The following is a 23,227-nucleotide window of genomic DNA, read 5'->3' as shown; positions in this document are numbered from 1 at the left end:
AGCGTGTTTAGTGTCGAACGGTCTTGGAGTCCCTGGCATCGTTGCTGAGCAGCCTGCTTGGGGAGAACCTGCTGGGGGTCGTAGTCTACGGCTCTTCGAGCAGGCGCGAGGACTTCACGCCTCTAAGCGACTACAACATCGCAGTGATCGTGAGGGAGAAGCCGCCAGTGGAGGAGATGGCTTACGTCATGGAGGAGCTGGGGCCCGACGTGTCGCCCCTCTTCCTCACGCTAGACGAGCTCGAGCAGCTGATACGTGACGGTGAGTTCATCGCGCACGAGATCGTACGCGGCCAGCTGGTGTACGGTGGAGAGGAGGTAATCCGCGCGTTAGGCGCGCAGCCCCCTCTCACGCCACGCTCGGTAAGCTACCTCTTCAGGCACTCGCTCGCCTGCCTCGCTTTGAGCCTCCAGAATTACCTGGTTGGGAGGCCGCACTCGGCTATCAGCTATGCCTACAAGTCCTTGAGAAGCGCCGCTCGGTTCGTAGCCGCTAGGGAGAGAGCCGTCCTCCTCTCGGACTCCGAGATCCTGGGCTACTTGACGGCCCGCGGGGGTTTTGAGGACGCAGCGGCGACCTACTCGAAGATACGGGAGGCGAGGTTCAAGGGCATCAGAAGGGAAGAGCTGCTGCCCCTGCTCGCTCAGGTTTACGAGGCATCGGCTCGCCTCCTGGGCTTAGAGATGCCGGACACACGGCAAACCGTCGAGAAGCTGTTTAGCGAGCTGGCTTTCGTGGCCGACGTTAGGGCGGTGGAAAGGGACAATCGCGTCGAGCTCGTAATCCTCGGGGTCGACAGGAAAGGCGTCACGAGAGAGGTCCGCGTACCGTAGCGGTGGGGCGCTTGACGACGCCAGCCGACGTTAGGAAGGTTAAGGAGGAGATCAGGAGGAGAGTCTGGTCCAAGCTGGTGAAAGAAGGTATAGCGCTACCGCCCTTCCCCGTTGAAGGCAGAATCCCTAACTTTCGAGGTGCAGATGCCGCTGCCAGGAAGCTCGTGGCCAGTGAGCCGTTTCAGAGCGCCCGGGTCGTATTCTGCAACCCGGACTCACCCCAGAGGCATGTTAGGGAGGCTGTGCTTCAGAGCGGGAAGCTGCTCGTCATGGCTTCGCCGAGGCTACGCAGGGGCTTCCTGGTGATTGACCCTAAGCATCTGCCAAGGGCCGCCATCCCCCGCGCCTCGACGATCCGGGGGGCGTTCGAGTACGGCAAAATCGTCACGCTTGAGGTTCCGAGGGTTGACTTGAAGGTTGCAGGAAGCGTGGCGGTTGACGTACAGGGGGGTAGGGTGGGTAAAGGCGGGGGCTTCAGCGACCTTGAGTTCGGGATACTTAAGTCTCTGGGAGCCATTGACGACTCAACTCCCGTAGTAACCACCGTTCACGACGCGCAGGTAGTTGAGGGCATACCCATGCTGAAGCACGACGTGCCGGTTGACTACGTGTTTACGCCGACCCGCGCTATAAAAACGCAGAGGGTGCATCCGAGGCCCCAGGGGATCTACTGGGAGCTACTCAGCACTGAGGAGATCAGGAGCATACCGGTTTTGCAGGAGATACTTCGGGCGTTAAAGAGGTAAGGTTTTTAGGAGCTAGAGCTCGCGTAGACATGGTATGAAGATTCTCGTGACGAACGACGATGGGCCATTCTCACCCGGGCTATCTCTGCTCCGGGAGGCGGTGCGAGGGTTCGGAGAGGTCTACGTGGTGGTCCCGGAAACCCCGAAGTCCGCTACGGGCCTAGGCCTCACACTGCACAAGCCTGTCCGCGTGAACAAGCTGAAAATCAACGGTGAGCCGCTCTACCTCGTGAGCGGTACACCGTCCGACGTCATCTACATAGCGATGAACGTAGTCACGGGCAAGCCCGATGTGGTGTTCTCCGGTGTTAACATCGGGGATAACCTAAGCATCCAGGTTATACTCACCTCCGGCACGCTCGGCGCAGTCCTCCAGGCCTCGATAGAGGGGACGCCTGGAGTGGCCTTCAGCGCGTGCGTGGACTCGCCGGAGGAGCTCGAGGAGCCCGAGTACCGCAAGTTCGTGCTTAAGGCTACCCGGGCTGTAGCCGAGGCGGTGCTCAAGCGTGGGTTCCCCCCAGGAGTCGACGCGCTGAACGTGAACTTCCCGCCGGTGATATCGAGCGAGGTGGTTGTAGTCAGACCCGCTAAGCGCAGGTTCGCGGCGGCCGTGGTTAAGAGGCGCGACCCACAGGGGAGGCCTTACTACTGGCTGTACGGTCAGCCGGTGGAGGCGGAGGAGGGTAGCGACGTGCACGCCGTGCTTGAAGACGGGAGAATCGCTGTGACACCGATTTCTCTCGGCTCGCTCTTCGAGTTCAGGTCGGAGAGCCTCGCGGGACTGCTAGAGGAGGTTAGGAAAAAGCTTGAGAGTGGTTCTGATGGCTAAAAACTTCCTCGTAACGGGTAGACCCGGGATAGGTAAGACTACCTGCCTTAAGCGGCTCGCCGAAATCCTGGTCAGCAGGGGCGTCACGGTAGGCGGCATGATAACACTGGAGGTGAGAGAGGCGGGCGTCAGGAAGGGCTTCGAGGTCGTAGACCTGCTCAGCGGGAGGAGGGGGGTTCTCGCCAGCACTGGTACAGGCGAGGGCCCCCGCGTGGGCAGGTATGTAGTGAATCTCAGGGACCTCGAGGACGTGGGGGTCAGCGCGGTGAGAAACGCGGTCGATAAGGCATCTGTCGTGATCATCGATGAGATTGGACCAATGGAGCTCTTAAGCGAAAGTTTCAAGGAAGCCGTAACATCGGCCCTCGACTCCGAGAAGCCCGTAGCCGCCTCTATACACGAGAGGGCGCGCGAGAATCCATTCGGGAGGTCGGTGCTCGAGAGGCTGGACGTCGAGCTTATCCTGCTCAGCCTAGCGAATAGGGAGCGGGTGCCAGCCGAGCTCGCCCGAAAGATAGCTAACCTCCTAGCGCGTCAGTAAACTAGTGAGTATATCTCCCGCGCCACCTCCTCAGTGATCTCGAAAGGCGCATTGGCGAGGTTCCTCTGGTAGCGCAACCCGTCGCGTACGAGCTCTTCTAGTCTTTCCCCTGGGACGCCCAGGTCTCTCAGCCTCAGGGGAGCGCCCACGCTGGCCATCAGGGACCGCAGGGCTTCCTCTAGGCCTCCGGGGGGCCTCGAGATACCAACAGCTTCGAAGAACCTCTCGGCTTTCTCAGGCATATAGGCCTCGTAGAACCTCGCTGCCCCGGGGAGTATTACCGCGTTCGCGAAGCCATGAGGGAGCCCGTACTCGACGGTGAGCGTGTACCCGAGCCCGTGGCCCACGTTGGTGCCTGTGTGGTTTATGGCTATGCCGGCTATCATGCTAGCGAAGAGCATCTTCTCCCTGCACTCCAGCACGCCTGAGACGGCGCAGGGCAGGTACATGAACGATATCCTCGCGGCTTCGAGGGCCATTAGATCGGAGTAGGGGTTGCTACGCCTGCTGAAGTAGGCCTCTACAGCGTGGCTGAGCGCGTCTAGGCCAGTGCTGGCGCTCTGCTCCCGAGGAAGGTGTCTGAGCACCTCAGGGTCGAGTAGCGCGAAGTCCGGGTAGAGACCTTCACCCGAGATAGCGACTTTCATCTTGGTGGACTCGTCGACCAGAACGCTGTACTTCGTGACCTCGCTACCTGTACCGTGGGTTGTGGGAACCGCTATCAGGGGCTTCAGCTTCTGGTTAACGGCCTTGGGGTAAACGTAGTCGGAGACGTCGCCCCCCAGCGTGTACACGACGTTCACGGCTTTCGCGACGTCGATGACGCTCCCGCCCCCGAATGCCACGAAGACTTCCACGTCCATGCTCCGGGCTACCTCGAGGCACCTCCTGACGGTTGAATAGGTGGGGTTGGGCTCGACCTCCTGAAAGAAGCCTACCTTAACGCCGTGCTGCTCGAGAAAGCGCCTTATCTTGTCGTCGTAGCCGTACCTCCGCGCGAACGTCCTCCCGGTGATCACGAGCGCCCGGGAGCCCGCCGCCGAGGCAAGCTCGCCTACTTTCTCAAGGGAACCTCTGCCGAAAACGACGCGCGTGGGTTGTGCCACTGAGAAAGAGGGGAGAGCGCACATACAGATCTGAAATGTATCCCGGGAGCAGAAAAACTTTGTGCCAAACGCTCGGCAGCCTACTTCACGAGGTCCGGGTAGTACTCTCTGAGAACTCTCTTCATGTCGACCACTGGTGCGAATGTGAGTAACGAGTTCAGGGCTATCGTCTGGAAGCCTTCGCGGTCGGAGCTGTAGAGCTCTAAGGCCTTCAGGAACTTGGTCTTCAGCTCCTCGTACTCGACCCTGTCCACTTCGGCCACGCGAGGGTCGCGGCCGAAGTCCACCAGGTCCCTTATGTCGTGGCCGAATAGCCACCCGTTCACGCCGTCCACGATCATTTCCACGGCCGCCCCGTCCCGGGACGCCACAGGCACGGTGCCGTTCACAGCAGCTTTCATGAAGCTCGTCCCGCTGGCCTCCCAGCCGGAGAACGGGGTGAACAAGAGGAGGTCGCCACCCGCGATGAGCACCTTAGCCTTTTGGACGTCGTAGTCGTGGAAGTAGACGACGTTGCTGTACTTTCTCTCGAGCTCCTTGAACTCCCGCATGAACTGCAGACCCTCCTTGTCTTCGGGGTGGGCTTTACCTCCGAGGACGAAAACCACGTTGTCCCTAGCCTCCTCGACCAGCCTAGTCACGAAGTACGGTCTCTTGTACTTGGTCATCCTCCTAGCCCACACCACGATCATCTGCTCCTGCGAAACCGCGAGGGGCTTCTTGGAGTTTATCAGCCTCACTAGGTTGGCTCTGGCCTCGCTCTTGGCCAGGGCGAAGTTCTCGGGGTTCAGCTCCCCCCTCTCGAACCTCTCCCTGAGCCCCGGGTGCATCCACCTCTCGAGGTCTATGCCGTTGGTGACGAACCTCGCCTTCTCGATAAGGTGGGGTATCACGCGCTTCATCACGTCGAAGTGCTTCGCCGAGACCATTATCAGCTCGCTGGACATGATCGCCCCGAGCGTGGTCAGGACGATTTTATCCTCTATCATCTTGTAGCCGAACTCTTGCTCGAAGAGCCCCCTGGGGAAAGAAGGGTGCCCCCACGGCCCCGGGGTGTGGATGATGAGCCTGTAGCGGCCGGGGAGCCGGAGGACGAGGGGGAGGAGGGCGGTGTAGGCCTCCTGGAGGTCGATGTAGCGAACTGAGTCGACGCCGATCTGGCTTTTGATGTACTCAGCCGAGGCCCTCGCAAGCAGGACGTACTTGTAAAACTTCTCCTCAACACCTCTCTCGATGAAGAGCCGGCTCGTTAGGGACGCCGCCCACTCAGGGGACTGCGGCTCGAAGAACACTACGCTGGCTTTCCCCTTCGTGTAGATGTGCGCCGCGACGCTAACGCGCTCACCCCTGAGCTTGACTTCAAGCTCGCAGCACCTGCGGAGCCTGTTTAGGAAGTCTGCGGGCTGAGGCTGCGGCTTCGGCAGAGGAGTGCCGTCGGGGCCGAGCTCGTAGTCGACGTAGCCTTCGCGGTAGAGCAGGGTGAGCACGTGGTAGTTTAAGCCGAGCCTCGCCGCGGCGTAGAACTTGTCCCCTTCCAGGACGCCGAGGCCTCCGGCGTAGGTGTACCCCTCATCAAGAGCGATCTCAGGCGTGACGCTCACGATAGCGTCGTCAGACATACGCCACAACGTAGCGCGTAGCTCGTTAAAAAACTTTCAATTTTACCGCTCGCTATTATGAGCGAGCATCTCGGCGACCTCGGCCATGGTTCTCGCGGTGGCATCCGGAGGAGTTGAACCATTGTAGTCGTGAAAGCCCGTGAAAGCCACCGCTCTCATCCCGAAGTTCTTGGCTCCCGCGATGTCGGCTTCCTCATCGCCCACGAAAAGGCTTTGAGAGGGGACTATCCCTGTCTCGCGGACGATCACAGAGAAGAACCTTGGGTGAGGCTTGCGGAAACCTATCTCATCCGAGAAGGCGAGGTAGTCGAAGAGGCAGAGGAGGCCGTGCTCCCTGAGGAGCCTCTCAGACGCCTTCCCGCTTGCGGTGTTAGAGGCCAGAATCACCTTGAATCCTCGCTCGCGCGCGGTTCTTATCAGATCAGCCACGCCCTCGGCTACCACGAGGTGCGCGAGGTAGGGGTAGACGTAAGCTTCCTCAAGCCTCTTCAGTACAGCTAGGTCCGGCTCTATTCCCAGCTTATCGAGGAGGATCAGTATCTCAGCTGTGAGGTTCACCTCGGCGTGGGTTGTGGTGCGGATCGCATCGGCGAGCCTGCGGGCGGCTATGTACGCTTCGTACACGGCCTCGAAGCTCAACAGATGACCGATCTCGCCAAGGCTCTCCCAGATCTTCCGCGCTCTCAACCTGTGGTACTCCTCCAGCGGGAGCTTGGGCCAGAAGATGGTCCCCCACAGGTCTATGAGTAGCCCTCTATCCACCTCTCGTAACACCCTTTCAGTCGCTCGACGTCTATCTCTCCGGCAACCACAGGCACAGCTAGGTTGAAGTTCACGAGCACCTGGGGGTGAATCTCGCCAATAATGCCTAGCTCTCCGCACCCGGAGAGAACCCTCGCTACCCTGCCAGAGATGAAGCTTTTGTGCTCCAGAGCCCTGAGCTCATAGCCTACCTTGAAGAGCGAGCACAGTGTTTTCAGGGCGGCTAAGCCGTCTGTGAGCGTTACACCTTTTCCCGCAATGGCGAAAGCGAGGTGGCGCTCGTCTCGCGTTCTGTTCTCGCGGGAGGGATCCGGTATCACGACGTCGCCGACCTCGAAGATCCTCTGCGGGTAGCCGGCGTGCTTGCTGTTCGAGAGCGTGGCCAATAGCTGAGGTATTATCCACGTGCGGAGCGCGTGGTACATCTCGTGCTTCGGGTTCTCAACCTCCACTATATCGCCTACCTCCAAGCCCATCATGGTGAACATCAGCTCCTTGCTTGTCATGATGTAGTTGTTCACCTCGATGAAGCCCATCCCGATCATCGCCTCGCGGACAGCCCTGGAGAAGACCTCGAGGCCGTGCTCACGGCCCGGGTGGAGCGGCGGCATGTACTGGGGCTCTATTCTCTCGTAACCGTAGGCCATCGCAACCTCCTCAGCGATGTCCACGGGGTGCAGGATGTCCACCCTGAAGTACGGGTAAGCCACCCTCAGCTCGTCCCCGCCGATAGCCACCGCTTCCATGCGCATCCTGGCGAGCAGCTCCTGCGTCTCACGGGGGCCTAGGTCTAACCCGAGCAGCTGCCTGTTCAGGGAGACGTTGTAAGTCACATGATCCGGCTCAAGCCTCGGGGACACCTCGGACGAGGCTCCGGAGACGTTCCTAACCTGGTAGATCGTGCCTCCCCTTGTCGCAACCGCTGAGGCCATGAGCGCCACGATTCTCCTCCCCGCTTCGGGGTCGGTACTTGTAACGTCTATGAGCACGTCCCTCGTGCTCTCGGTGACCCTGAAGTCCTCGCTGTTCGTTATAGGTGGGAAGCTCACCACTTTACCCTCCGCATCCACTATGAGGGGGAACAGCTCATGCCCCTCCACTAGGTGCCTGTATGCTACGCCTTTGGGGTGCTCCCGAAGGACCTGCAGGGGGGTCATCTCAACGGTGAAGCCGAGGGGCTTGAACTTCACGGCCTCAGGCTTGACGCCGACGTACCTGATGGGGAACTCCACGCCCCTCAGGTCGTAGAGCCCGATTGAGACCTTCCTCCTGTCCCTGCCGTACGTCAGGTGGATTTTCTCCTGTAGCTGCATCAGCTGCCGTATAGCCTCGTCGTCCAAGCTAACCCCCCTCACTACGGCGAAGTACGCGTAAGGCCTGTAGCTCGGGCCCTCGATCCTGGCTTCCCCGGCCACGCCCCCACTCTTGAACCTCGGTAAGCCGAGCTCAACTTCAAGAAGACCCCTTAGGTAAACCGACAGCAGCTCGGCAGAGTACAGGTCAGGCCTGTCGTGCGTAGCCTCATAGGCAACGGCCGAGTCGCCGACCTCCTCCACCTCGCACTTGAGCTTTGGGAGCAACTCTTCGATGTCGGCCTTGGACAAGCTCCGCCCCACGAGCCTTTCGAGGTCCCAGAGGCTGACTTCTACGACCGGCATGTACGTCACCTCAGTAGGCTCAGGGGTATCGGCCTCGGTGCTCGCTTTATGAACTCTAAATCCTGCGTGAAGAGGAGGCGGATGTCGTCGATGCCGAGGACGGTCATGGCGATCCTGTCGATGCCTATACCCCACGCGGCCACGTTGACTCCGCTGACCCCCAGAGCCCAAAGCATCTCGGGCCGGAACATCCCGCCGGGGAACACTTCTATCCAGCCGAGCTTCTCGTGCTTGATGAAGCCCTCCACGCTCGGCTCGGTGAAGGGGAAGTACGCGGGCTTGACCTTAACCCTCCCGAGGCCTAATCTCCTGGCCATCTCGTCGAAGAAGCCTAGAAGATTCCTGAACGTGACTTTGGGGCCGACGATTATGCCCTCGAGCTGGTAGAACTCCATGCTGTGCTTCGCGTCCAGGTTCTCGGGCCTGAAGACCCTGTCTAGGGAGAAGCACATGTACTCCCCGCTCCCGCGCTGGTAGAGAGTCCTGGCAGAAACCGCGGTCGTCTGCGTGCGGAGTACCAGCCTCAGAGCCCTCGAGGGATCCCACCTGTACCCCCACCCCCGAGACCCCGTTGCGCCCCCGCTCTCGTGCGCGGCTGCTATCCTCTTCATGAGCTCCTGGTCGTGGAACGAGCCCAGCTGGTTCCCCTTGAGGAAGTATGTGTCGTGGATCTCCCTAGCGGGGTGGTCCTGGGCCTGGAAGAGCGCGTCGAAGTTCCACAGTTCGAGCTCGACGTGGGGGCCTTTCATCTCCTCGAAGCCCATCTCCACGAGGATCTCCCTTAGCCAGTCAAGGAACTCGAGGTAGGGGTGTTTACGCCCGAGGGGCAGGCTAGGCGGCTCCACGCCGAGGTCGAACGGCTTAAACACCGCGCTCCTCCACTCTCCGCTAGCTATAACCTCCGGCGTGAGCTCCGTTATGACCCGGGCCTCCACCACCAGCCCCCTCTCCCACAGCTTCACAAGCTGGTCTGTGGGCCTGACGCTTATCCTCGTGCGCCTTCTAGCCTCCACGAGACCCCTCCTCCTCAGCGAGTTCAGGACGCTGGCCTCGGGCTGAGCCCCCTGGGACACGAGCCTGAGGGCTTCCCTCGTCCTCTCTACAAGCTCCCGTGCTCTGGCAAAGTCCGGCACGATCACACCGCCCGGTCTGAAGGATACTGCTTTCCCAGCCGCGAGCTGGGCCATGCCGATCTCGATCTCTTCCCTGGGGATGTTGCGCTCGCTCCCGAGTGCGGTGAGCCTCTCCTTGGTGAGCTCGCCAGCCTCCTCAAGTATCCTGAGGACCTTCTCCTCGGGTAGACCCTCCGACAGGCACCTCTCGCCCTCTCTCGTGAGCACGTAGAGCGCTTCCTCGGTCCTGTAGACCTCGAGGAGGCCTCTGGTCCTCAGCTCTTCGAGGTCCCTCATGAGGTCCTCGCGCTTCGCCCCGATCCTCGCGGCTAGCTCGTCTGCGTCACTGCAACCCTGCAGAACCGCTTCGACGATTCTCTTCTGCTTCTCTGGGAGGAGGACCCTCTCTAAAATTGGCGCTCCATGGCCACCACTTGTACTACTACCCATACGGACACCTTTAAACGTTGCTTAGATCAGGAGAAGATAGCAATTTATATTATTAGCTCTCTCGGTTTCAGAAAAACGGCGATACTGTTGCTCGACCCCTACGAGGTCAGGAGGGATTTCCCGATTTTCGCTAGAAAGGTTCACGGCAAGCAACTGATATACTTCGACAACGCAGCGACGAGCCAGAGGCCTGTTCAGGTCATAGAGGCCGTAGATAGCTTCTACAGGAGCCTGAACGCTAACATCGGCAGGAGCGTCCACGAGCTCGCCTTGGCGGCTACGGAGGCATACGAGGCGGCCCGCAAGGTGGTGGCCGCGTTCATCGGAGCTAAGCCGGACGAGCTCGTATTCACCAAGAACACTACTGAGAGCATAAACCTCGCGGCGTATTCCCTGCTCGCATCGGGCCTTGTGAGGAGCGGGAACGAGATCCTGGTCACCCGCATGGAGCACCACAGCAACCTGCTACCCTGGGTACGGGTTGCTAGGCTCGCCGGGGCTAAGCTCAAGGTTGTAGAGGTGACGGATGACGGGAGGCTCGACCTCGACGACTTCCGCAGGAAGCTGACGGATAAGGTGAGGGTCCTCGCGGTGACTCATGTGAGCAACGTGACGGGTGTCGTCAACCCTGTCAAAGAGCTCTGCGAGGAGGCTAGGAGCCGCGGCGCGCTCTGCCTCGTCGACGGGGCCCAGAGCGTGCCCCACATGCGCGTGGACGTCAGCAGGATAAAGCCGGACTTCCTGGCCTTCTCCGGGCACAAGATGCTCGGGCCGATGGGCATAGGGGGGCTCTACATAAAGCGGGAGCTTGCTGAGAAGCTGGAGCCTCCCTTCCCCGGGGGCGGAGCCATCTCTCTAGTAGAGTGCGGCGTGGAGGAGTGCAGGGCCGAGTGGCTGCAAGCCCCACACAAGTTCGAGGCTGGAACTCCGAACGTTGCCGGTGCCGTCGGCCTCTCTGCGGCGGTCGAGTACCTCGAGAGAATCGGTATGGAGAGCATAGAGGCTCACGAGAGAAGGCTCACTGAGAAGGCTCTAGGCATCCTTCAGGAGCTCGGAGTCACCGTCTACGGGCCGCTCGACGTCAAGGATAGAGTCGGTGTTGTCAGCTTCAACGTCGGTAAGCTCACACCGCACGAGGTTGCCCAGCTCCTCGACAGCGAGGGGATCGCCGTAAGGAGCGGGCACCACTGCGCCCTCCCGCTCGTGAAGAGGCTGGGCACGCCCCTCGGTACAGTCAGGGCGAGCTTCTACCTTTACAACACGCTCGAGGAGCTTGACGTGTTCGAGGAGGCTCTCAGGAAAATACTCGTAATCGCGAGCTAACCCGCTAGAGTTTAGACGGCGTCCTGGATGTACTCTCGGCCGCTCCTCAGCGCCTCCTCGGCACGCACGAGCTCGCGGGTCAGGTACGAGGCGTGCCTAGGCATCAGCGCGTCGAGGTTCAGCTGGCTCAGGAGCTCGCGGGCGCTAGAGCCGGTTAAAGACTGAACGAGAACACCCTCCTGGTCCCTGAGCTCTAGCACGATCCTGCCGCCCTCAACTCTGACCAGGAAGTTCCCCTTCGGATCCTCCACGAAAGCCGCGAAGCCTCCTCTGTGCCTCTCCACCACCTCGCGAGCCCGCACGAAGTCGTGCTCGTAGACGTGAAGCGAGGCGCTGAAAACGACGAGGAAGCCGGGCCTCACGCTGCGACCAGTCTTCTCGGAGAGTTGGAGGGAAACGTGCTCCATGAGCCTGAGGAGGCTGTAGACGTTCACCGGCCACCCGGCGTAGGCGTCGTGGCTCCTGAAGTACGCCAGCTGGTTGTACCTTCCGCCGGACAAGTCTCCCTGCACCACCAGGAGGCACGGGGGGTCGCTACTCGAGGGGTCCACCTGGAAGTCCCAGGTGAGGGCCACAGCCCTCCTCGTGCTCGGGGAGGACGCGAGCCTCGATACGAGGCGCTCCAGCTGGTCCCCCGCCTCCCGGTGCCTCCGCAACCTTTCGCCGTAGGAGTAACTGGCACCCTCCACGCCCCTCAACAGCGACTCCACGTGCCTGTCCAGCTCGTCCCGGGGGAAGAACTCGCTGAGCTTGTGGGAGGAGGCGAGGGCCTTCTCGGCGTATAGTACCACCTGCGCTCCCAGCACCTGCTTCTGCTTCTCACCGTACTCGCTCTCCTTGAGGAACCCCCACGTCATCACGGCGTCCAGGAGCTTAGCCCAGGCCCTGACCACGTCCTCCTCGACCAAGCTCAGCCCGGCCACCTGCACGGGCCAGGACGGAGCCCGCACCTCCTTAAGCTCGAGGCTGAGCCTCTGCCTCCTCACGCCGGGCGAGAAGCTCTTGTTCACGGCGTCCGCAAGCGCTTGGTAGTCGCCCCTCCTGAACGCTTCGCGGAGGTCCAGGACCCTTACGGCGTCGAGCAGGGGCTTGAGCTCCTCTAGGGGCCACATCAGCCTGAGGCCTTCCGGCCTCCCCCCTCTGAAGAGCTCGACTAAAGCCTCCCCGCTGCCGGAGAGGTCCGCACCGAAGACTATAACCGTGTCTATCTCGGGGTGCTGGGAGAGGGTGTGAAGAAGGTAGTTCACCCCATACCTCGTATACAGGGTGCCGACGATGTTCACTTTGCCGTCCACGCCCAGCTCCCTGAGCTTCCCCGCAACGATCTCCTTCTTCGTCCATAGGGTGGCCACGGCGACGTTGGACTCCGGGTTCAGCACCAGGACGTCAGGCATAGCCGCGCTTCAGGCTACACGTGTAGTAGGGCTAAAAATTAGTAGTGTTGGAAATGCTTGTTAGCCGTAGGTGTATGTGTCTCCTCCGACTACTACTGGGAAGGTTTTCTGGATGACGGTGTTTCCGCTCTGGTCGAGCACTCTTATTGTGGCGTTCCTGAGTACTGTGCAGTTGATCACGCTGAGCCTCGCCACGCCGCTGGCGTCCGCAGCTGCCTCGGCGCAGAGGCTCATCGAGGAGTCGAGCAGCTGCACGCGCCAGCTAGCCTCCAAGCCAGAGACGACCACGTACCTCGGGTCGGCGCCGGAGGTGACGACGAGGTCGTCGAACACTGTGTCTTTATCTTTCCCGTCGACGATGAGCCCGATGTTGGACGGATTGACGGCTGAGTCCGAGGCAGAGGCGCTAGCCATCAGGTTGCCGTCGCTGTCGTACAGGTAGGCGCTGATCGAGTTCTGCTGCCCGGCGGAGAACTCGAGGTACAGCGTGTACCAGTTTCCTGAGAGAGTTTTGTTCTGCGAAGTGGCGAGTTTGTGCCACTTGTCTGTGTAGCTTCTGATGTAGAGAGTGAGGATGTTTTTATTCGGCATGAGCGCGACCTCGTATAGCCTCGCCGAGCCGGTGAGGCTGCTGAGCAGCGCGAAGCCCATGTACGTGTTATCCTTGCCTACCACATTCCCGATCTTCACGATCGCCTTTACCGTTGAGGGTGTCTGCGAGCTGTTCGCGAACACTGAGGCTCCACCTGGGCCCTTACCGTCATCTTTCCCGTACAGGGCGCTGCCCCTCCACCCGCTTGAGACAATGTTCCAGGTGCCTCCGAGCTGTGTCCAGCCTGACGGCGTGGACTCGAAGTCCTCGTAGATCACCGCGCCCCTCGACTGGAGTAGGAGGTCCCTCGCGGTGACTACTATGCTCTTGGAGTCGTCGTAGCTGTTTGTGGCTAGGTTCTTGACCTTTAGCGTCCAGGTGTAGGTGCCCCTGGCCGAGGGGAGCGTGACTGTGAGGCTGGCGGTCTGGGGCGCCGCGGGGGCTACTGGGAGCTCGGTCGAGTTGACGAGGTTGCTGTTGTGGTCGTAGACCTCCACCCTCGCCACGCCCGCCTGCTGGCCGGTGTTGTTCACGGTCACCACCTGAAGCTGCCTCGAGCCCACCGCGCCGCTGATGCTTGAGTTGTAGCTGAGGATCGAGAAGCGGGGCGGCTGGAGGGGCTGGAACACAGCGGTCAGGTTAACCACCCCGGCAACCACCACCTCCACCTCGGGGCTCGTTGAGAAGGCCGAGCCGTTCAGAAGCCACCCGGCGAAAACATAGCCAGCGCCAGGCGAAGCCGAGACGCGCACCCTGCTGCCAGCAGGGTAAACGTAACTGCCGGGAGCAGGATCCGTGGAGCCAGAGCCAGGCGGGTACACGGAGAGGAGCAGGATGCCTGTCGTATAGGTGGCGTTTCCAGCCAAGAGGGGAGGGGTTGGGCGCAGGATGTAGACTCTCGTAATGGCCACAACTCTCACTTCCTTTATTGTGGAGGATTTCACGTTGACGGGTATCTTAGCAGTGTCGCCAGGTGGTAGGGTTAAGGTTAGAGGGATCCTTGTCGCGGTCGTGTTTGTGATCACCCATAAGCCGTGGATCGCGGTGTAGCCGGGCCCCGTGTTTCTTACATGAAGGTAGAAGCCTGTGGTGTTGTACATCGTCATGCTCGTTTCAACACTGTCGAGGAGCAGGGTGAAGTTGCTCGTTGCCTGTGCTGAGAGAATGTAGCTATGTGAGGGGATTGTGATTTTAGTCGTGGTGCCCGCTGGGAGAAGGTATGTTGACAGTGCAGTGTAGACCCCGCTCGTCGTTTTCGTAAAAACCTGAACATTTAAGGTGGTTGAAGGCTTGAGGTAGAGGGTCTGCGTCGCGTTCAACGCGTTAGCCGGAAGCTCCGTTGTGAAGTTTACCTGGAGCATGTACCCGCTAGTCGTGTTGATAGGGGTGAAGACGAGGCCTTTCCCGTCTAGCGCGTCCAGAGTCCCGTTCTCCTCGAGTCTTCCCTCAAGGGCGTTGACGAGAGGCAGCGTGGATGTGGTGTTGGTGTATGTGTCGGCTATGCTGAGTGAGAGCACACCTTCGCCCGCCCTCTGGCTTTGAGTCTGGGTGGCTATGGCTTGGAGCTCCGTCTGGGACCTCATGTACTGGAGCAGGATGGCCGCGATTAGCGCGAGTATTATCGTCATGAATACTGCTCCGAGCGCTGACGCCTGCGCCCTACGGGACGACGTAGTCTCTCACCTCGAAGCAGTTCGTGTAGGAGCAGACTCTCACGGTGTAGGTGCCCCTCGCGGTCATGCTGGTGCAGATGCCCATGGTCTCCCCCACGCGTATCGGAACGTAGCCGCTCCACGCCAGGGTGCCGTTGAGATACACCGAGACCACTTCGGTGGAAACATCCCCGGTGTTGGTGACCTGGACGCAGATGGAACCGGTGGCGCTGTCTCTCTCGAGGAGCTCGACGAGGAGGAACTCCCTAAGCCCCTTCTCTGACGTGATGCGCTCCCTCTCAATTCTCTGGGACGCCTGCTGCCAGGTGGGGTAGAAGAAGCTCCAGGCGAGCGCCCAGAGGGCTACAGCTATCACCATTAGGAGTAGGGCGGCCACGACCTCGGCTTGGGCGTTACCCATGACAAGCCTCTACTTTTAGTGCGTGAATCAAGTATATAACGTTTCATAGCGGAGTATGGCTGATGGAGAAGAAGTTTATCCCCAAGCTTGGGGCAGAGGTAGCAGCGATCGGTCTAGGGACCTGGGGCATCGGTGGAGGGTTCTGGACCCCAGACCACTCGCGCGACGAGGAGTGGGTGGACGCGCTTAGGTACGGGTTGCAGCTGGGCCTGACCCTCGTGGACACCGCTGAGATGTACGGCGGGGGCCACGCGGAGGAGCTCGTGGGAATGGCTGTTAAGGGCTTCAACCGGGATGAGGTATTCATAGTCTCGAAGGTCTGGCAGACTCACGCCGCGCGGGACGAGGTGGTGAAGGCGGCCGAGGCCAGCGTTAGGAGGCTCGGGACGTACATCGACCTCTACCTCATACACTGGCCCCCTGAGGGCGTGGAGCTCTGCGAGACGATGAGGGGGCTGGAGGAGGCGGTGAAGAGGGGTTACGCCAGGTTCATCGGTGTCAGCAACTTCGGCTTACAGCTCGTGGAGGAGGCCAGGAGCTGCCTTAGCCAGGTGGACGTCGCGGCCATCGAGAACAAGTTCAGCCTGCTTGACCGGCGCGACGAGGGCTCCGTCATCCCCTACGCTGAGCGCGAGGGGATGCTGTACCTAGCGTACACTCCGCTGGAGAAGGGTCAGCTGGCCCGCGAGCAGTTCCTCGCGAGCGTCGGGGCCAAGTACGGTAAGACCGCGGCGCAGGTCGCGCTGAACTGGCTCTTGAGGTTTAAGCCCGTTGTCCCCATACCGAAGGCCAGCAACAGGCGGCACGTGGAGGAGAACGCCGGGGCTGCTGGGTGGAGGCTTAGCGAGGAGGACTGGAGGCTTATATCGGAGAAGTTCAGAAAGGTGCTGGCTTAGCAATGCAGGCTAGGGTTTACCGTAACGAGGACGTGAAGAGGGTCGTAGCCTTCGTGCCGCGCGGGCACAAGCACGTCAGAGTGCTCATCGAGCTCGCTGACGCGGCGATCGTGCTTCAGGAGGCAACAGTCGCGGGAATCGTGAGGGCGTACATCGATGTCGCGCTCCACCCGTCGAGGAGAGCTGTAGAGCTCGTCTCGCGTAGACTCGAAGAAAGGAAGAGCGGATTCGCGGAGCACCAGCTGGTCGAGTCTGGCAGGGACGAGGATGAGGTTCTGAGGGAAATCGAGGAGATTCTGCCCGGGTAGGGCTACCTCCTGAGCCTTTCGGCCAGTTTGTCCGCCACCTCTCTGGGAGTTATCGCTCTAACCCCTAGGCGCCTCGCCACCTGCTGGACGTGGGTTAGCATGAAGCCGTGCGCCTCCAGGAAATCGGGATCCCCAAGGACCTCGTGAGCGCCCCCGTCCCTGATGACTCTGCCTTTCTCGAGCACTATTATTCGCGAGGCGTAGCGGGCCAGGAGGTCGAGGTCGTGGGTTATCACGACCACGGTCTTGCCTGAGGCGTTCAAGCTCTTCAGTGTCTCGAAGAGCATCAGGCTTCGCCCGTAGTCCAGGCCTGTTGTGGGCTCGTCGAGGACGAGGGCCCTGGAGCCCATCACGAGGACGCTGGCGATGGCGAGGCGGTGCTTTTCCCCGAAGCTCAGCGTGTGGGGAGGCATATCGAGCGGCTTTCTCAGATCCACCGCCCTAAGAGCCTCCTGGACTCTTCTTTGGATCTCGCTCTCCGGGAACCCAAGGTTCCTGAGGGCGAAGGCCACCTCGTCCCTTATCGTCTGGGAAAATATCATCATGTCGGGGTTCTGGAACACGTAGGACGCGATCCTCGCGGCCTCCGAGGCGGGTACCTCGCGGGTGTCCCTCCCGTCGAGGAGAACCCTCCCGCTCGTCGGTTTAAGGAGCGATGTAGCCAGCTTGGCCAGCGTGGTTTTCCCAGCCCCGCTGTGGCCTATCACGCCGACGAACTCGCCGCTCTCAATCTCGAAGGAGACCTTTTCGAGCGCCCTGACCCCGGTGGGGTAGGTGAAGCTTACCTCCTCGAACCTGATCATGCGACACCACCGAGGATCTTTTCGAAGTCCTTGAGGCGCACGGGGAAGCCCAGGTTGAACCCCCTCCTGTAGAGCTCGTAGGCGATCTCCGTGACGCCTGGAGGCCGAACGCCCAGCTTGGTCACGGTTTCGACGTCGGAGAACACCTCGTCGGGGGTTCCGCCGGTGACTATGCGCCCGTCGGCCATGAGGTAGACTTTGTCGGCAACGTCTACCGCCCACTCCACCCTGTGCTCCGCGACTATGATCGTTAAACCGTACTCCTCCTTCAGGGTCGTTATCGCCCTGAGAACCATCCTCGTCCCCATATGGTCCAGCATCGAGGTGGGCTCGTCGAGGAGCAACAGCTTGGGCTTCATCGTCAAAACGCTCGCGATCGCCACGAGCTGCTTTTCGCCCCCCGAGAGGTTTTGCGGGTCTTTGTCCTCGTACCCCCTGAGCCCCAGGGCGTCGAGAGCCCACTCCACGCGGCTGATGACCTCCTCTTTGGGGAGCCCCAGGTTCTCCGGGGCCATCGCGAGCTCCTCGTACACAGACCTCGTCACGATCTGGATCTCGGGGTTCTGGTACACGATGCCGACTCTCCCCGCCAGCGACCTGAAGCCCTGCTTAACCGGGTTTACCCCGTCGACGACAACCTCGCCTTCAACAACCCCCGGTATGACTCCGGGCAGTAGGCCTGCTATAACGTTCAGCAGGGTGCTTTTACCGCAACCGCTAGGGCCCATGAGCACCAGCATCTCCCCCCTGGATGCGCTGAGGGTAACGTTCTCCACTATCCACCTCTCTGAGGTCACGTACCTCGCGTGCACGTTCCGCAGCTCTACAACATTATCAGGCCTAACCCCCACGCAGTCACCACCCCGTAGAACGCGAGAGACAGGACGAGGAAAAGAGTGTCGCGGGGCCTCCACGAGGGCTCGAACACGTAGGTCTTCTTCCCGTAGCCCACGCCGCGGGTGGCGAGGACTAAGCTCAGATCCCATATGTCGGTGAGCATCTTCGAGAACAGCGGGACTATGATCGGGATGTGCTTCCTTATTCTCTCAAGCACGCCCCCCTTGTCTAGCGCCAGCCCGCGGGCCTTCTGGGCGTCGATCACCTCCCTCGCTGAGCGGACCATGCTCGGCATAAGGCTTAGGGCGATTACAAAGGTAAGGGCCAGCTTGTGGGGTACTTTCAGCTTCTCGAGGGTCCACATCAGGTGGTACGGCTTCGTCGAGGCGAAGAACACGACGAAGGCCAAGATGGGGTTCACTATGAGGAAGAACTTGCCCAGCGCGACGAGCAGCCCCACGTCGGTAAGCCGGAGCCAGCCGAGCTCGAGCAGCACCCCTCCCTGCGTGCTGTATATCCCTGCCCATATCAGGGTGGAGACCAGCAGGAAGATCAGGGAGTTGAAGATCAGCAGTGCGGCTAAGCCCGAGCCGAGCCCTGAGAGGGTGAGCGCCAAGATGGTTGAGAGGAAGACTGGGAGGCTCTTCAACCCGTTGAACTGCGTGGAGATCGACGCTACGACGACCATCAGCGTCCACGCCAGCTTGGAGCGCGGGTCGAGGGTATGCATCAGGGACTTTCTCTCGACGTAGAGCCCGGCAAACATAGAAATAGCCTCGTAAGAAAGATGAGAAAAATATGTATCTTTTACTGGGGTACCTTAACCCTGTCCTTCCAGTACAAGCCTCTTCCCTTCACGAAGGGGTATAGGAGCACGCCGAGTATCGGCGAGAGAATCGCGTTGACCGCAATGTTGTTGCTAAGTATGCTTGGCGCTATTATGCCCCAGATCACGAAGAGGGGTAGCCCGACCACCGCCTGCATCGCGTGGAGCCACCAGCATATGTAGATGGCGCTCACGATGGCTTGGACGATGACTCCCCATACGTAGAACTCTCCCAGCGAAGCCGCTGTCTTAAAGCTGTGGTCCTTCACGAACTTGTAGGGGATGTACGCGATCAGGAAGTTGCCGACGAAGCCTCCTATAGACCCCACGCCGAAGTACCCTCCGAGTATGTCCGCGATGAGGTTGCCGAACGCTACCCCGACGGCTCCGGGTATGCCGAAGAACATTCCGAAAAGGGGTGCGAGGGAGTTTGCAGGCCTCAGCCACGTGAAGCCGGGAACGATCGTTATAGGTGCTGTAGCCGCCAGGAGAGCCCCGTAGACCGCGGCGCTTAGGGCGGCGAGCGCTATGTCTATCACGCCCCAGTCCCCGACGCCCTGACCCGTCTTTTTGAGCCCCCTAGCTGTCACGGTGTAGCCTGCCAGCTCAACTAAGAATACCGCTGTCCCGATCAGCCAGATGAAGGCCCCGATGTAGAACATCGCGTCCGTGAACTCTGTGAAGAAGCGGGAAATCGGGAAAACGCTCCACGGGTCCTTAGGGTTCGTCGCAACCGCGACCCAGAACTCGTATATTATCACGATAGCGATAATGAGGCCGATTACCAGTGCGGTGTAGTAGAGCGCCTTCACCTGTGTTTTCTGCTCTGTCATACAGTATTATGTTAACTAACGTGTTTATAAACCCTTCTACTAAGCGTAGTAAATGAAGGGGTTATCGTGCACCCCGCGGGATTCGCATCAGGAGAGTGGGGGAAGACGTGAATCATAACTCAAATATACCTCTATCTCCCTGGATACACACGGTGTACGTAAAACCTAGCCCTAAGCTCTGCACGCAGTGCAAGGGGGCTAGGAGGCTGTGCGGAGCTCCTCAGTGCCCTATATTGGTAAGGATCAGAGAGCAACTTAAAGCCAGCGAACACCTCGGGAATGCTATTGAGTCCCCGACTCCGCCTTCGGTGCTTGTAGGGGAGCACGGGTACCCTAGTGTTAGAGTCGGAGTCAACCTGCCTGTCGGGGACGAGAAGCCCGACCTCTTCGAGAACCCGGGCGAGTGGTGGGGCCGCCTAGGGTTAATGGACATACTTCGAATCCGGGCCCGGCTAGTCTACTCTTACGCGAGGCTTCCCGTTAGAAGGCTTGCAGGGAGGTACGTAGAAGCCGTCCGCGAGGCGGCGATGTCCTTTGGTCCCGTGGAGTCCGAGGCCTTCTTCAAAAAGCCTCCCGTGTTCTCACCCCGCTTCGACCCGCTGCTCAAGCCTGTCGGCTTCTCAGGGGAGGTTGAGAGGATACGCGTAACGGGGAACCCCTCGATCCCGAGGAGAGTTGACGAGCTCGCAGAGGAGAGGGTTAAAGCCGGAAAGGCCGTTGTCAAGCTGTACGAGGCGGGCTTCGACGTCTACTACCTTCAGCGCCTGCTATCCGCTGGCGTGCTTGGAGTTGAGAAGAGGTTCGTGCCGACTAGGTGGGCGATCACAGCCGTTGATAAGAAGATCGGCGACCACCTGCTAAGCAGGATACGCGACAAGCCTGAGGTTGCAGATTACGAGGTTTACCACGCGAGCTACATCGGGAATCGCTACACCCTGATACTCGCGCCCGGGAGCTGGAGCATGGAAATGCTGGAGGCCTGGCTTCCAGGCTCCGTTTGGGTGCCGTCCGGCGGGGTGGAGGTCTACGTTGTCCACGAGTGGGAAGACGGGATCCCGAGCGGGGAGGATGGGGGCTACTACACGATGCGCTTAGCCGTGCTCGAGAGCCTTGCACGGCGCAACCGGCAGGCCAGGGTGCTTGCCATCAGGGAGATAACTCCAGACTACTTCGCGCCTGTCGGTAACTGGCAGATAAGGGAGAGTGTGAGGCGGGCGCTGTCGGGGAGGGCGGAGAAAGCGCCGAGCCTCGAAGAAGCGCTGCGGCTCGCGTCAGAGCACCTTATCCTCCCCCTGCAGGTGGTGGAGGAGAGGAGCGCTCTGCTGAGGAGGATGAGAGGGCAGGCGACCCTGCTCAGCTTCATGGTGTAGCAATGCTACTTTTAGGTTTCTCCCCCGTTTCCTCCTGTGTTCGACCCTTGCTTTCCCTCGCTCCCGAGGGCTTGGTGGGGGTGCTTGTGGATGTTCGAGCGCAGGCTCGAGCGTGCAGTCACGGTGGCTGTGCAGGTTAGAATATTTGAAGAAATATCAGCCGGAAAGATTTCAAAGTTTGGTGCTCGGAAAACAGGAGATCCCCGGTTATTCCCAGGGAAAATGCCGGGGAGATGTGGAAGACTAGAGGTTCCGGAAGAAGATAGAACTGATTTACGGCGGAAAGCCAATCCCATCTACGAGACGTGGGGGATATCGTTGATCGTTAAGCGGAGGAGAGTCAATTACGTAATCTTCTCCGAGTTCAGCAGTGATATGGCCAAACTACCTTATTCCGAGCAAGAATAGGCAGGAGCTCATCGTTGTGAGCAGGCATAACAGGAAAAAATTTCCATCCTTACAGGCTTAAACTGGTTCTAGAGGAGGAACGCAAGATTGAGTCGGTAAAGTTCATACACTATGATCCCACATATGGATAAGTCTCTTTTATTGAATACCTCTAAGAAAATTTATTAACACCTCTGCAGACTAATATACCCGTTGGAGTGAGTACCTACTTTTCTGCAATGTAGGCGCTCACTCCACGCTTGTCGGGTGAGTGGGGAATGCATAGAGAGAGGGGCGCCAAAGTATTTACAATCATAGGAGCAGTACTTCTCGTATTAGGAGTAGTTCTAGCGGCGTTACCAACCGTAGCCAGAGGAGGGGGAGGAGAAGGGCAGCCAGACATCAAAGTATATAGTATAGATAGTTTCATGACCGCAGTTTACAAAGTTTATGGTAACCCAAACCTAGGTTACTGGGTAGCCAAAACAGTCATTAAAAACACCGGATCGGGCCCGTTGTATATCATTAAAATAACTTACAAAATCGAGGGCCTAACAGACTGGAGCGAGCCGAAAGAATACAAGCTAGTTCCTCCAGGTGGAGCAATAGTAGACCTTTACTATCCCATACTCTCGCACCCGCCGAACGTTCAGACCACCACACCAGGAAAACTCTATGTAAAAATAGAGTACAAGACGAGGCCGGACGGCGAGCCGGTTACTGAGACGAAAACAAAGCCCATAAACATACTTGGAAGCCACGACTTCATATTCTCCGGTCTACCCCCCGAGGAGAATACTGGAAGCTTCCGAGATATACTCAGCAACTATCAACTACTAGCCGCGTGGGTTACGCCGAAAGACCCGGTGGTAGAAAGATTTGCAGACATGGCGAATAAGCTAACAGGCAGAGGTGCAGGTGCGTCATTGGGCGACAAGGAAGCTCTCGCATTCCTCCAAGCAGTGTGGGACTTCAGCGTGTACAACGGGTTTACATACCAAACAGAGCCCACAGCGTTCTGGACAGGTAAAGTATCTCAATGGGTCAAGTATCCTAGAGATGTGATCCGGGATAAGAGCGGTACATGTTTAGACACCACGATATTCTTCAATGCTGTGGCAATGAGCCAAGGCTTAAAAGCTTACATACTTATCATTCCGGGACACGCGATACCTATAATTGAGCTCCCAAGCGGACAGCTCCTACCGATTGAGAGCACCATGCTAGGAAGCAAAGCTAGTTTCCAGCAGGCCGTTAATACAGCTGTTAAAGAAGTTGAAGAAGCTCTCCAAGGCCCACACCTCATAGTAAACGTTGCTGAAATGCATGCATCCGGAATAGTACCGCCGGAACTCCCGGAAATGCCTTCTAATGTTTTAGAGCAATGGGGATACGTTATGCCTGGTATGGGAGGAGGAGTAGGGGGAGGACAGGCGCCAGGCGGAGGACAAGGGGGAGGAGGGACGGTACCGCAGCCACAGCCGCCAGCCAACATGAAAAAGATCACGAATCCCTTTGGCGATCTACCTTGGTCCATCAGCGTGCCCTCGAACTGGGAGGCTTCGAAGGATTCTTACTCAAATGCCTATGAAGTAGACTTGTCCAGTCCAGACGGGGCGGTCCTGATCGCAATAGTGTGGAGTAGAAGCCTCTCCGCGAACGCTTTAAGGTCCGGCTTCGAGTCAGCCTTCAACCAAAACTACAACGGGTATCAGGTTAAAGCAGATAACGCCAACGGTGCCCTTGGAAATATTCCAGCAGAGATCGTCGTGTATAGCCTTGGCACAGGAGACATAGCAATAGCACGCTACACGAACGTGCAAGGGTATGGTTTAGCGGTAGTCTACCTTGTTAATCAAGCTGCTGTTAGTCAGGACACGATAGCCGCCGTGGAACAAATCGTTCAAACATTCCGAATAGGGGGTTGAG

The 23,227-nt window shown here is 59.3% G+C and carries 22 protein-coding genes; 10 read left to right on the top strand and 12 right to left on the bottom strand.

Annotated elements, in window-relative coordinates; genetic code table 11:
* Nucleotides 1-23 precede the first annotated feature (23 nt).
* Genes MOV14_RS07895 through MOV14_RS07880 form a run of 4 tightly spaced genes read left to right on the top strand, consistent with a single transcriptional unit; the run spans nucleotide 24 to nucleotide 2,949 of the window.
* Nucleotides 24-833, top strand: a complete 810-nt coding sequence (locus tag MOV14_RS07895; protein ID WP_318536780.1) for a nucleotidyltransferase domain-containing protein — start codon at nucleotides 24-26, stop codon at nucleotides 831-833.
* An 11-nt stretch (nucleotides 834-844) separates the two neighbouring features.
* Entirely contained in the window at nucleotides 845-1,579 is a 735-nt protein-coding gene (locus tag MOV14_RS07890) for a 5-formyltetrahydrofolate cyclo-ligase (protein ID WP_318536779.1), read from the top strand.
* 34 nt (nucleotides 1,580-1,613) lie between these two features.
* Nucleotides 1,614-2,408: a 5'/3'-nucleotidase SurE gene (gene surE / locus MOV14_RS07885; protein WP_318536778.1), complete on the top strand. Its 795-nt coding sequence runs from the start codon at nucleotides 1,614-1,616 to the stop codon at nucleotides 2,406-2,408.
* Nucleotides 2,401-2,949, top strand: coding sequence for an NTPase (locus MOV14_RS07880; protein WP_318536777.1), 549 nt, complete (start codon nucleotides 2,401-2,403; stop codon nucleotides 2,947-2,949). Before surE ends, MOV14_RS07880 begins: the two co-directional genes overlap by 8 nt.
* Here the strand turns inward: MOV14_RS07880 and MOV14_RS07875 are convergent.
* The 5 genes from MOV14_RS07875 to pheS are packed head-to-tail and all read right to left on the bottom strand — an operon-like array spanning nucleotide 2,943 to nucleotide 9,656.
* Nucleotides 2,943-4,079: an iron-containing alcohol dehydrogenase gene (locus tag MOV14_RS07875; RefSeq protein ID WP_318536776.1), complete on the bottom strand. Its 1,137-nt coding sequence runs from the start codon at nucleotides 4,077-4,079 to the stop codon at nucleotides 2,943-2,945. The genes MOV14_RS07880 and MOV14_RS07875 overlap by 7 nt on opposite strands.
* A gap of 56 nt (nucleotides 4,080-4,135) precedes the next feature.
* Nucleotides 4,136-5,674, bottom strand: coding sequence for a glycogen/starch/alpha-glucan phosphorylase (locus tag MOV14_RS07870; RefSeq protein WP_318536775.1), 1,539 nt, complete (start codon nucleotides 5,672-5,674; stop codon nucleotides 4,136-4,138).
* Between the two features lie 42 nt (nucleotides 5,675-5,716).
* On the bottom strand, nucleotides 5,717-6,436 hold the full coding sequence (locus tag MOV14_RS07865) for an HAD family hydrolase (RefSeq protein ID WP_318536774.1): 720 nt from the start codon (nucleotides 6,434-6,436) through the stop codon (nucleotides 5,717-5,719).
* Nucleotides 6,415-8,094 (bottom strand): phenylalanine--tRNA ligase subunit beta, encoded by a 1,680-nt coding sequence (gene pheT, locus MOV14_RS07860; protein ID WP_318536773.1) that lies wholly within the window; start codon nucleotides 8,092-8,094, stop codon nucleotides 6,415-6,417. The genes MOV14_RS07865 and pheT overlap by 22 nt, the downstream gene beginning before the upstream one ends.
* Nucleotides 8,095-8,099: 5 nt before the next feature.
* Nucleotides 8,100-9,656: a phenylalanine--tRNA ligase subunit alpha gene (gene pheS, locus MOV14_RS07855; protein ID WP_318536772.1), complete on the bottom strand. Its 1,557-nt coding sequence runs from the start codon at nucleotides 9,654-9,656 to the stop codon at nucleotides 8,100-8,102.
* An 81-nt stretch (nucleotides 9,657-9,737) separates the two neighbouring features.
* Between pheS and MOV14_RS07850 the strand changes: the two genes are divergently transcribed.
* The gene (locus tag MOV14_RS07850; protein WP_442786705.1) at nucleotides 9,738-10,979 is read left to right on the top strand and encodes an aminotransferase class V-fold PLP-dependent enzyme; all 1,242 of its coding nucleotides are present in this window, start codon (nucleotides 9,738-9,740) and stop codon (nucleotides 10,977-10,979) included.
* Nucleotides 10,980-10,990: 11 nt separating this feature from the next.
* Here MOV14_RS07850 and MOV14_RS07845 read toward each other — a convergent pair whose 3' ends face one another.
* The 3 genes from MOV14_RS07845 to MOV14_RS07835 are packed head-to-tail and all read right to left on the bottom strand — an operon-like array spanning nucleotide 10,991 to nucleotide 15,038.
* Nucleotides 10,991-12,373, bottom strand: a complete 1,383-nt coding sequence (locus tag MOV14_RS07845) for a thymidylate synthase (RefSeq protein ID WP_318536770.1) — start codon at nucleotides 12,371-12,373, stop codon at nucleotides 10,991-10,993.
* Between the two features lie 60 nt (nucleotides 12,374-12,433).
* A complete protein-coding gene (locus tag MOV14_RS07840) occupies nucleotides 12,434-14,593 on the bottom strand; it encodes an InlB B-repeat-containing protein (RefSeq protein WP_318536769.1) in 2,160 nt (719 codons plus the stop codon).
* Between the two features lie 31 nt (nucleotides 14,594-14,624).
* The gene (locus tag MOV14_RS07835) at nucleotides 14,625-15,038 is read right to left on the bottom strand and encodes a hypothetical protein (protein WP_318536768.1); all 414 of its coding nucleotides are present in this window, start codon (nucleotides 15,036-15,038) and stop codon (nucleotides 14,625-14,627) included.
* Between the two features lie 62 nt (nucleotides 15,039-15,100).
* Between MOV14_RS07835 and MOV14_RS07830 the strand changes: the two genes are divergently transcribed.
* Nucleotides 15,101-15,934, top strand: coding sequence for an aldo/keto reductase (locus tag MOV14_RS07830; protein ID WP_318536767.1), 834 nt, complete (start codon nucleotides 15,101-15,103; stop codon nucleotides 15,932-15,934).
* Nucleotides 15,935-15,936: 2 nt separating this feature from the next.
* Nucleotides 15,937-16,242 (top strand): hypothetical protein, encoded by a 306-nt coding sequence (locus MOV14_RS07825; protein ID WP_318536766.1) that lies wholly within the window; start codon nucleotides 15,937-15,939, stop codon nucleotides 16,240-16,242.
* Between the two features lie 2 nt (nucleotides 16,243-16,244).
* On the opposite strand, the gene MOV14_RS07820 is transcribed toward MOV14_RS07825, so the two are convergent.
* The 4 genes from MOV14_RS07820 to MOV14_RS07805 are packed head-to-tail and all read right to left on the bottom strand — an operon-like array spanning nucleotide 16,245 to nucleotide 19,541.
* Nucleotides 16,245-17,045, bottom strand: a complete 801-nt coding sequence (locus MOV14_RS07820; RefSeq protein ID WP_318536765.1) for an energy-coupling factor ABC transporter ATP-binding protein — start codon at nucleotides 17,043-17,045, stop codon at nucleotides 16,245-16,247.
* Nucleotides 17,042-17,896, bottom strand: coding sequence for an energy-coupling factor ABC transporter ATP-binding protein (locus tag MOV14_RS07815; RefSeq protein WP_318536764.1), 855 nt, complete (start codon nucleotides 17,894-17,896; stop codon nucleotides 17,042-17,044). Before MOV14_RS07815 ends, MOV14_RS07820 begins: the two co-directional genes overlap by 4 nt.
* Nucleotides 17,869-18,648 carry an energy-coupling factor transporter transmembrane component T family protein gene (locus MOV14_RS07810; RefSeq protein WP_318536763.1) on the bottom strand — a complete coding sequence of 260 codons (780 nt, stop codon included), beginning with the start codon at nucleotides 18,646-18,648 and terminating at the stop codon, nucleotides 17,869-17,871. Before MOV14_RS07810 ends, MOV14_RS07815 begins: the two co-directional genes overlap by 28 nt.
* A gap of 41 nt (nucleotides 18,649-18,689) precedes the next feature.
* On the bottom strand, nucleotides 18,690-19,541 hold the full coding sequence (locus MOV14_RS07805; RefSeq protein WP_318536762.1) for a QueT transporter family protein: 852 nt from the start codon (nucleotides 19,539-19,541) through the stop codon (nucleotides 18,690-18,692).
* Between the two features lie 152 nt (nucleotides 19,542-19,693).
* Between MOV14_RS07805 and MOV14_RS07800 the strand changes: the two genes are divergently transcribed.
* The 3 genes from MOV14_RS07800 to MOV14_RS07790 all read left to right on the top strand — a co-directional run bounded on the left by MOV14_RS07800 (nucleotide 19,694) and on the right by MOV14_RS07790 (nucleotide 23,226).
* The gene (locus tag MOV14_RS07800) at nucleotides 19,694-20,911 is read left to right on the top strand and encodes an Nre family DNA repair protein (RefSeq protein WP_318536761.1); all 1,218 of its coding nucleotides are present in this window, start codon (nucleotides 19,694-19,696) and stop codon (nucleotides 20,909-20,911) included.
* 90 nt (nucleotides 20,912-21,001) lie between these two features.
* Nucleotides 21,002-21,319 carry a hypothetical protein gene (locus MOV14_RS07795; protein WP_318536760.1) on the top strand — a complete coding sequence of 106 codons (318 nt, stop codon included), beginning with the start codon at nucleotides 21,002-21,004 and terminating at the stop codon, nucleotides 21,317-21,319.
* A gap of 257 nt (nucleotides 21,320-21,576) precedes the next feature.
* Nucleotides 21,577-23,226 (top strand): hypothetical protein, encoded by a 1,650-nt coding sequence (locus MOV14_RS07790; RefSeq protein WP_318536759.1) that lies wholly within the window; start codon nucleotides 21,577-21,579, stop codon nucleotides 23,224-23,226.
* Nucleotide 23,227 lies beyond the last annotated feature (1 nt).

Origin of the sequence: Infirmifilum sp. NZ (genome assembly GCF_022693705.1) — an archaeon.
In the GTDB taxonomy this organism is placed as follows: Archaea; Thermoproteota; Thermoprotei; order Thermofilales; family Thermofilaceae; genus Thermofilum.
This window is presented reverse-complemented; position numbering and strand designations above follow the sequence as displayed.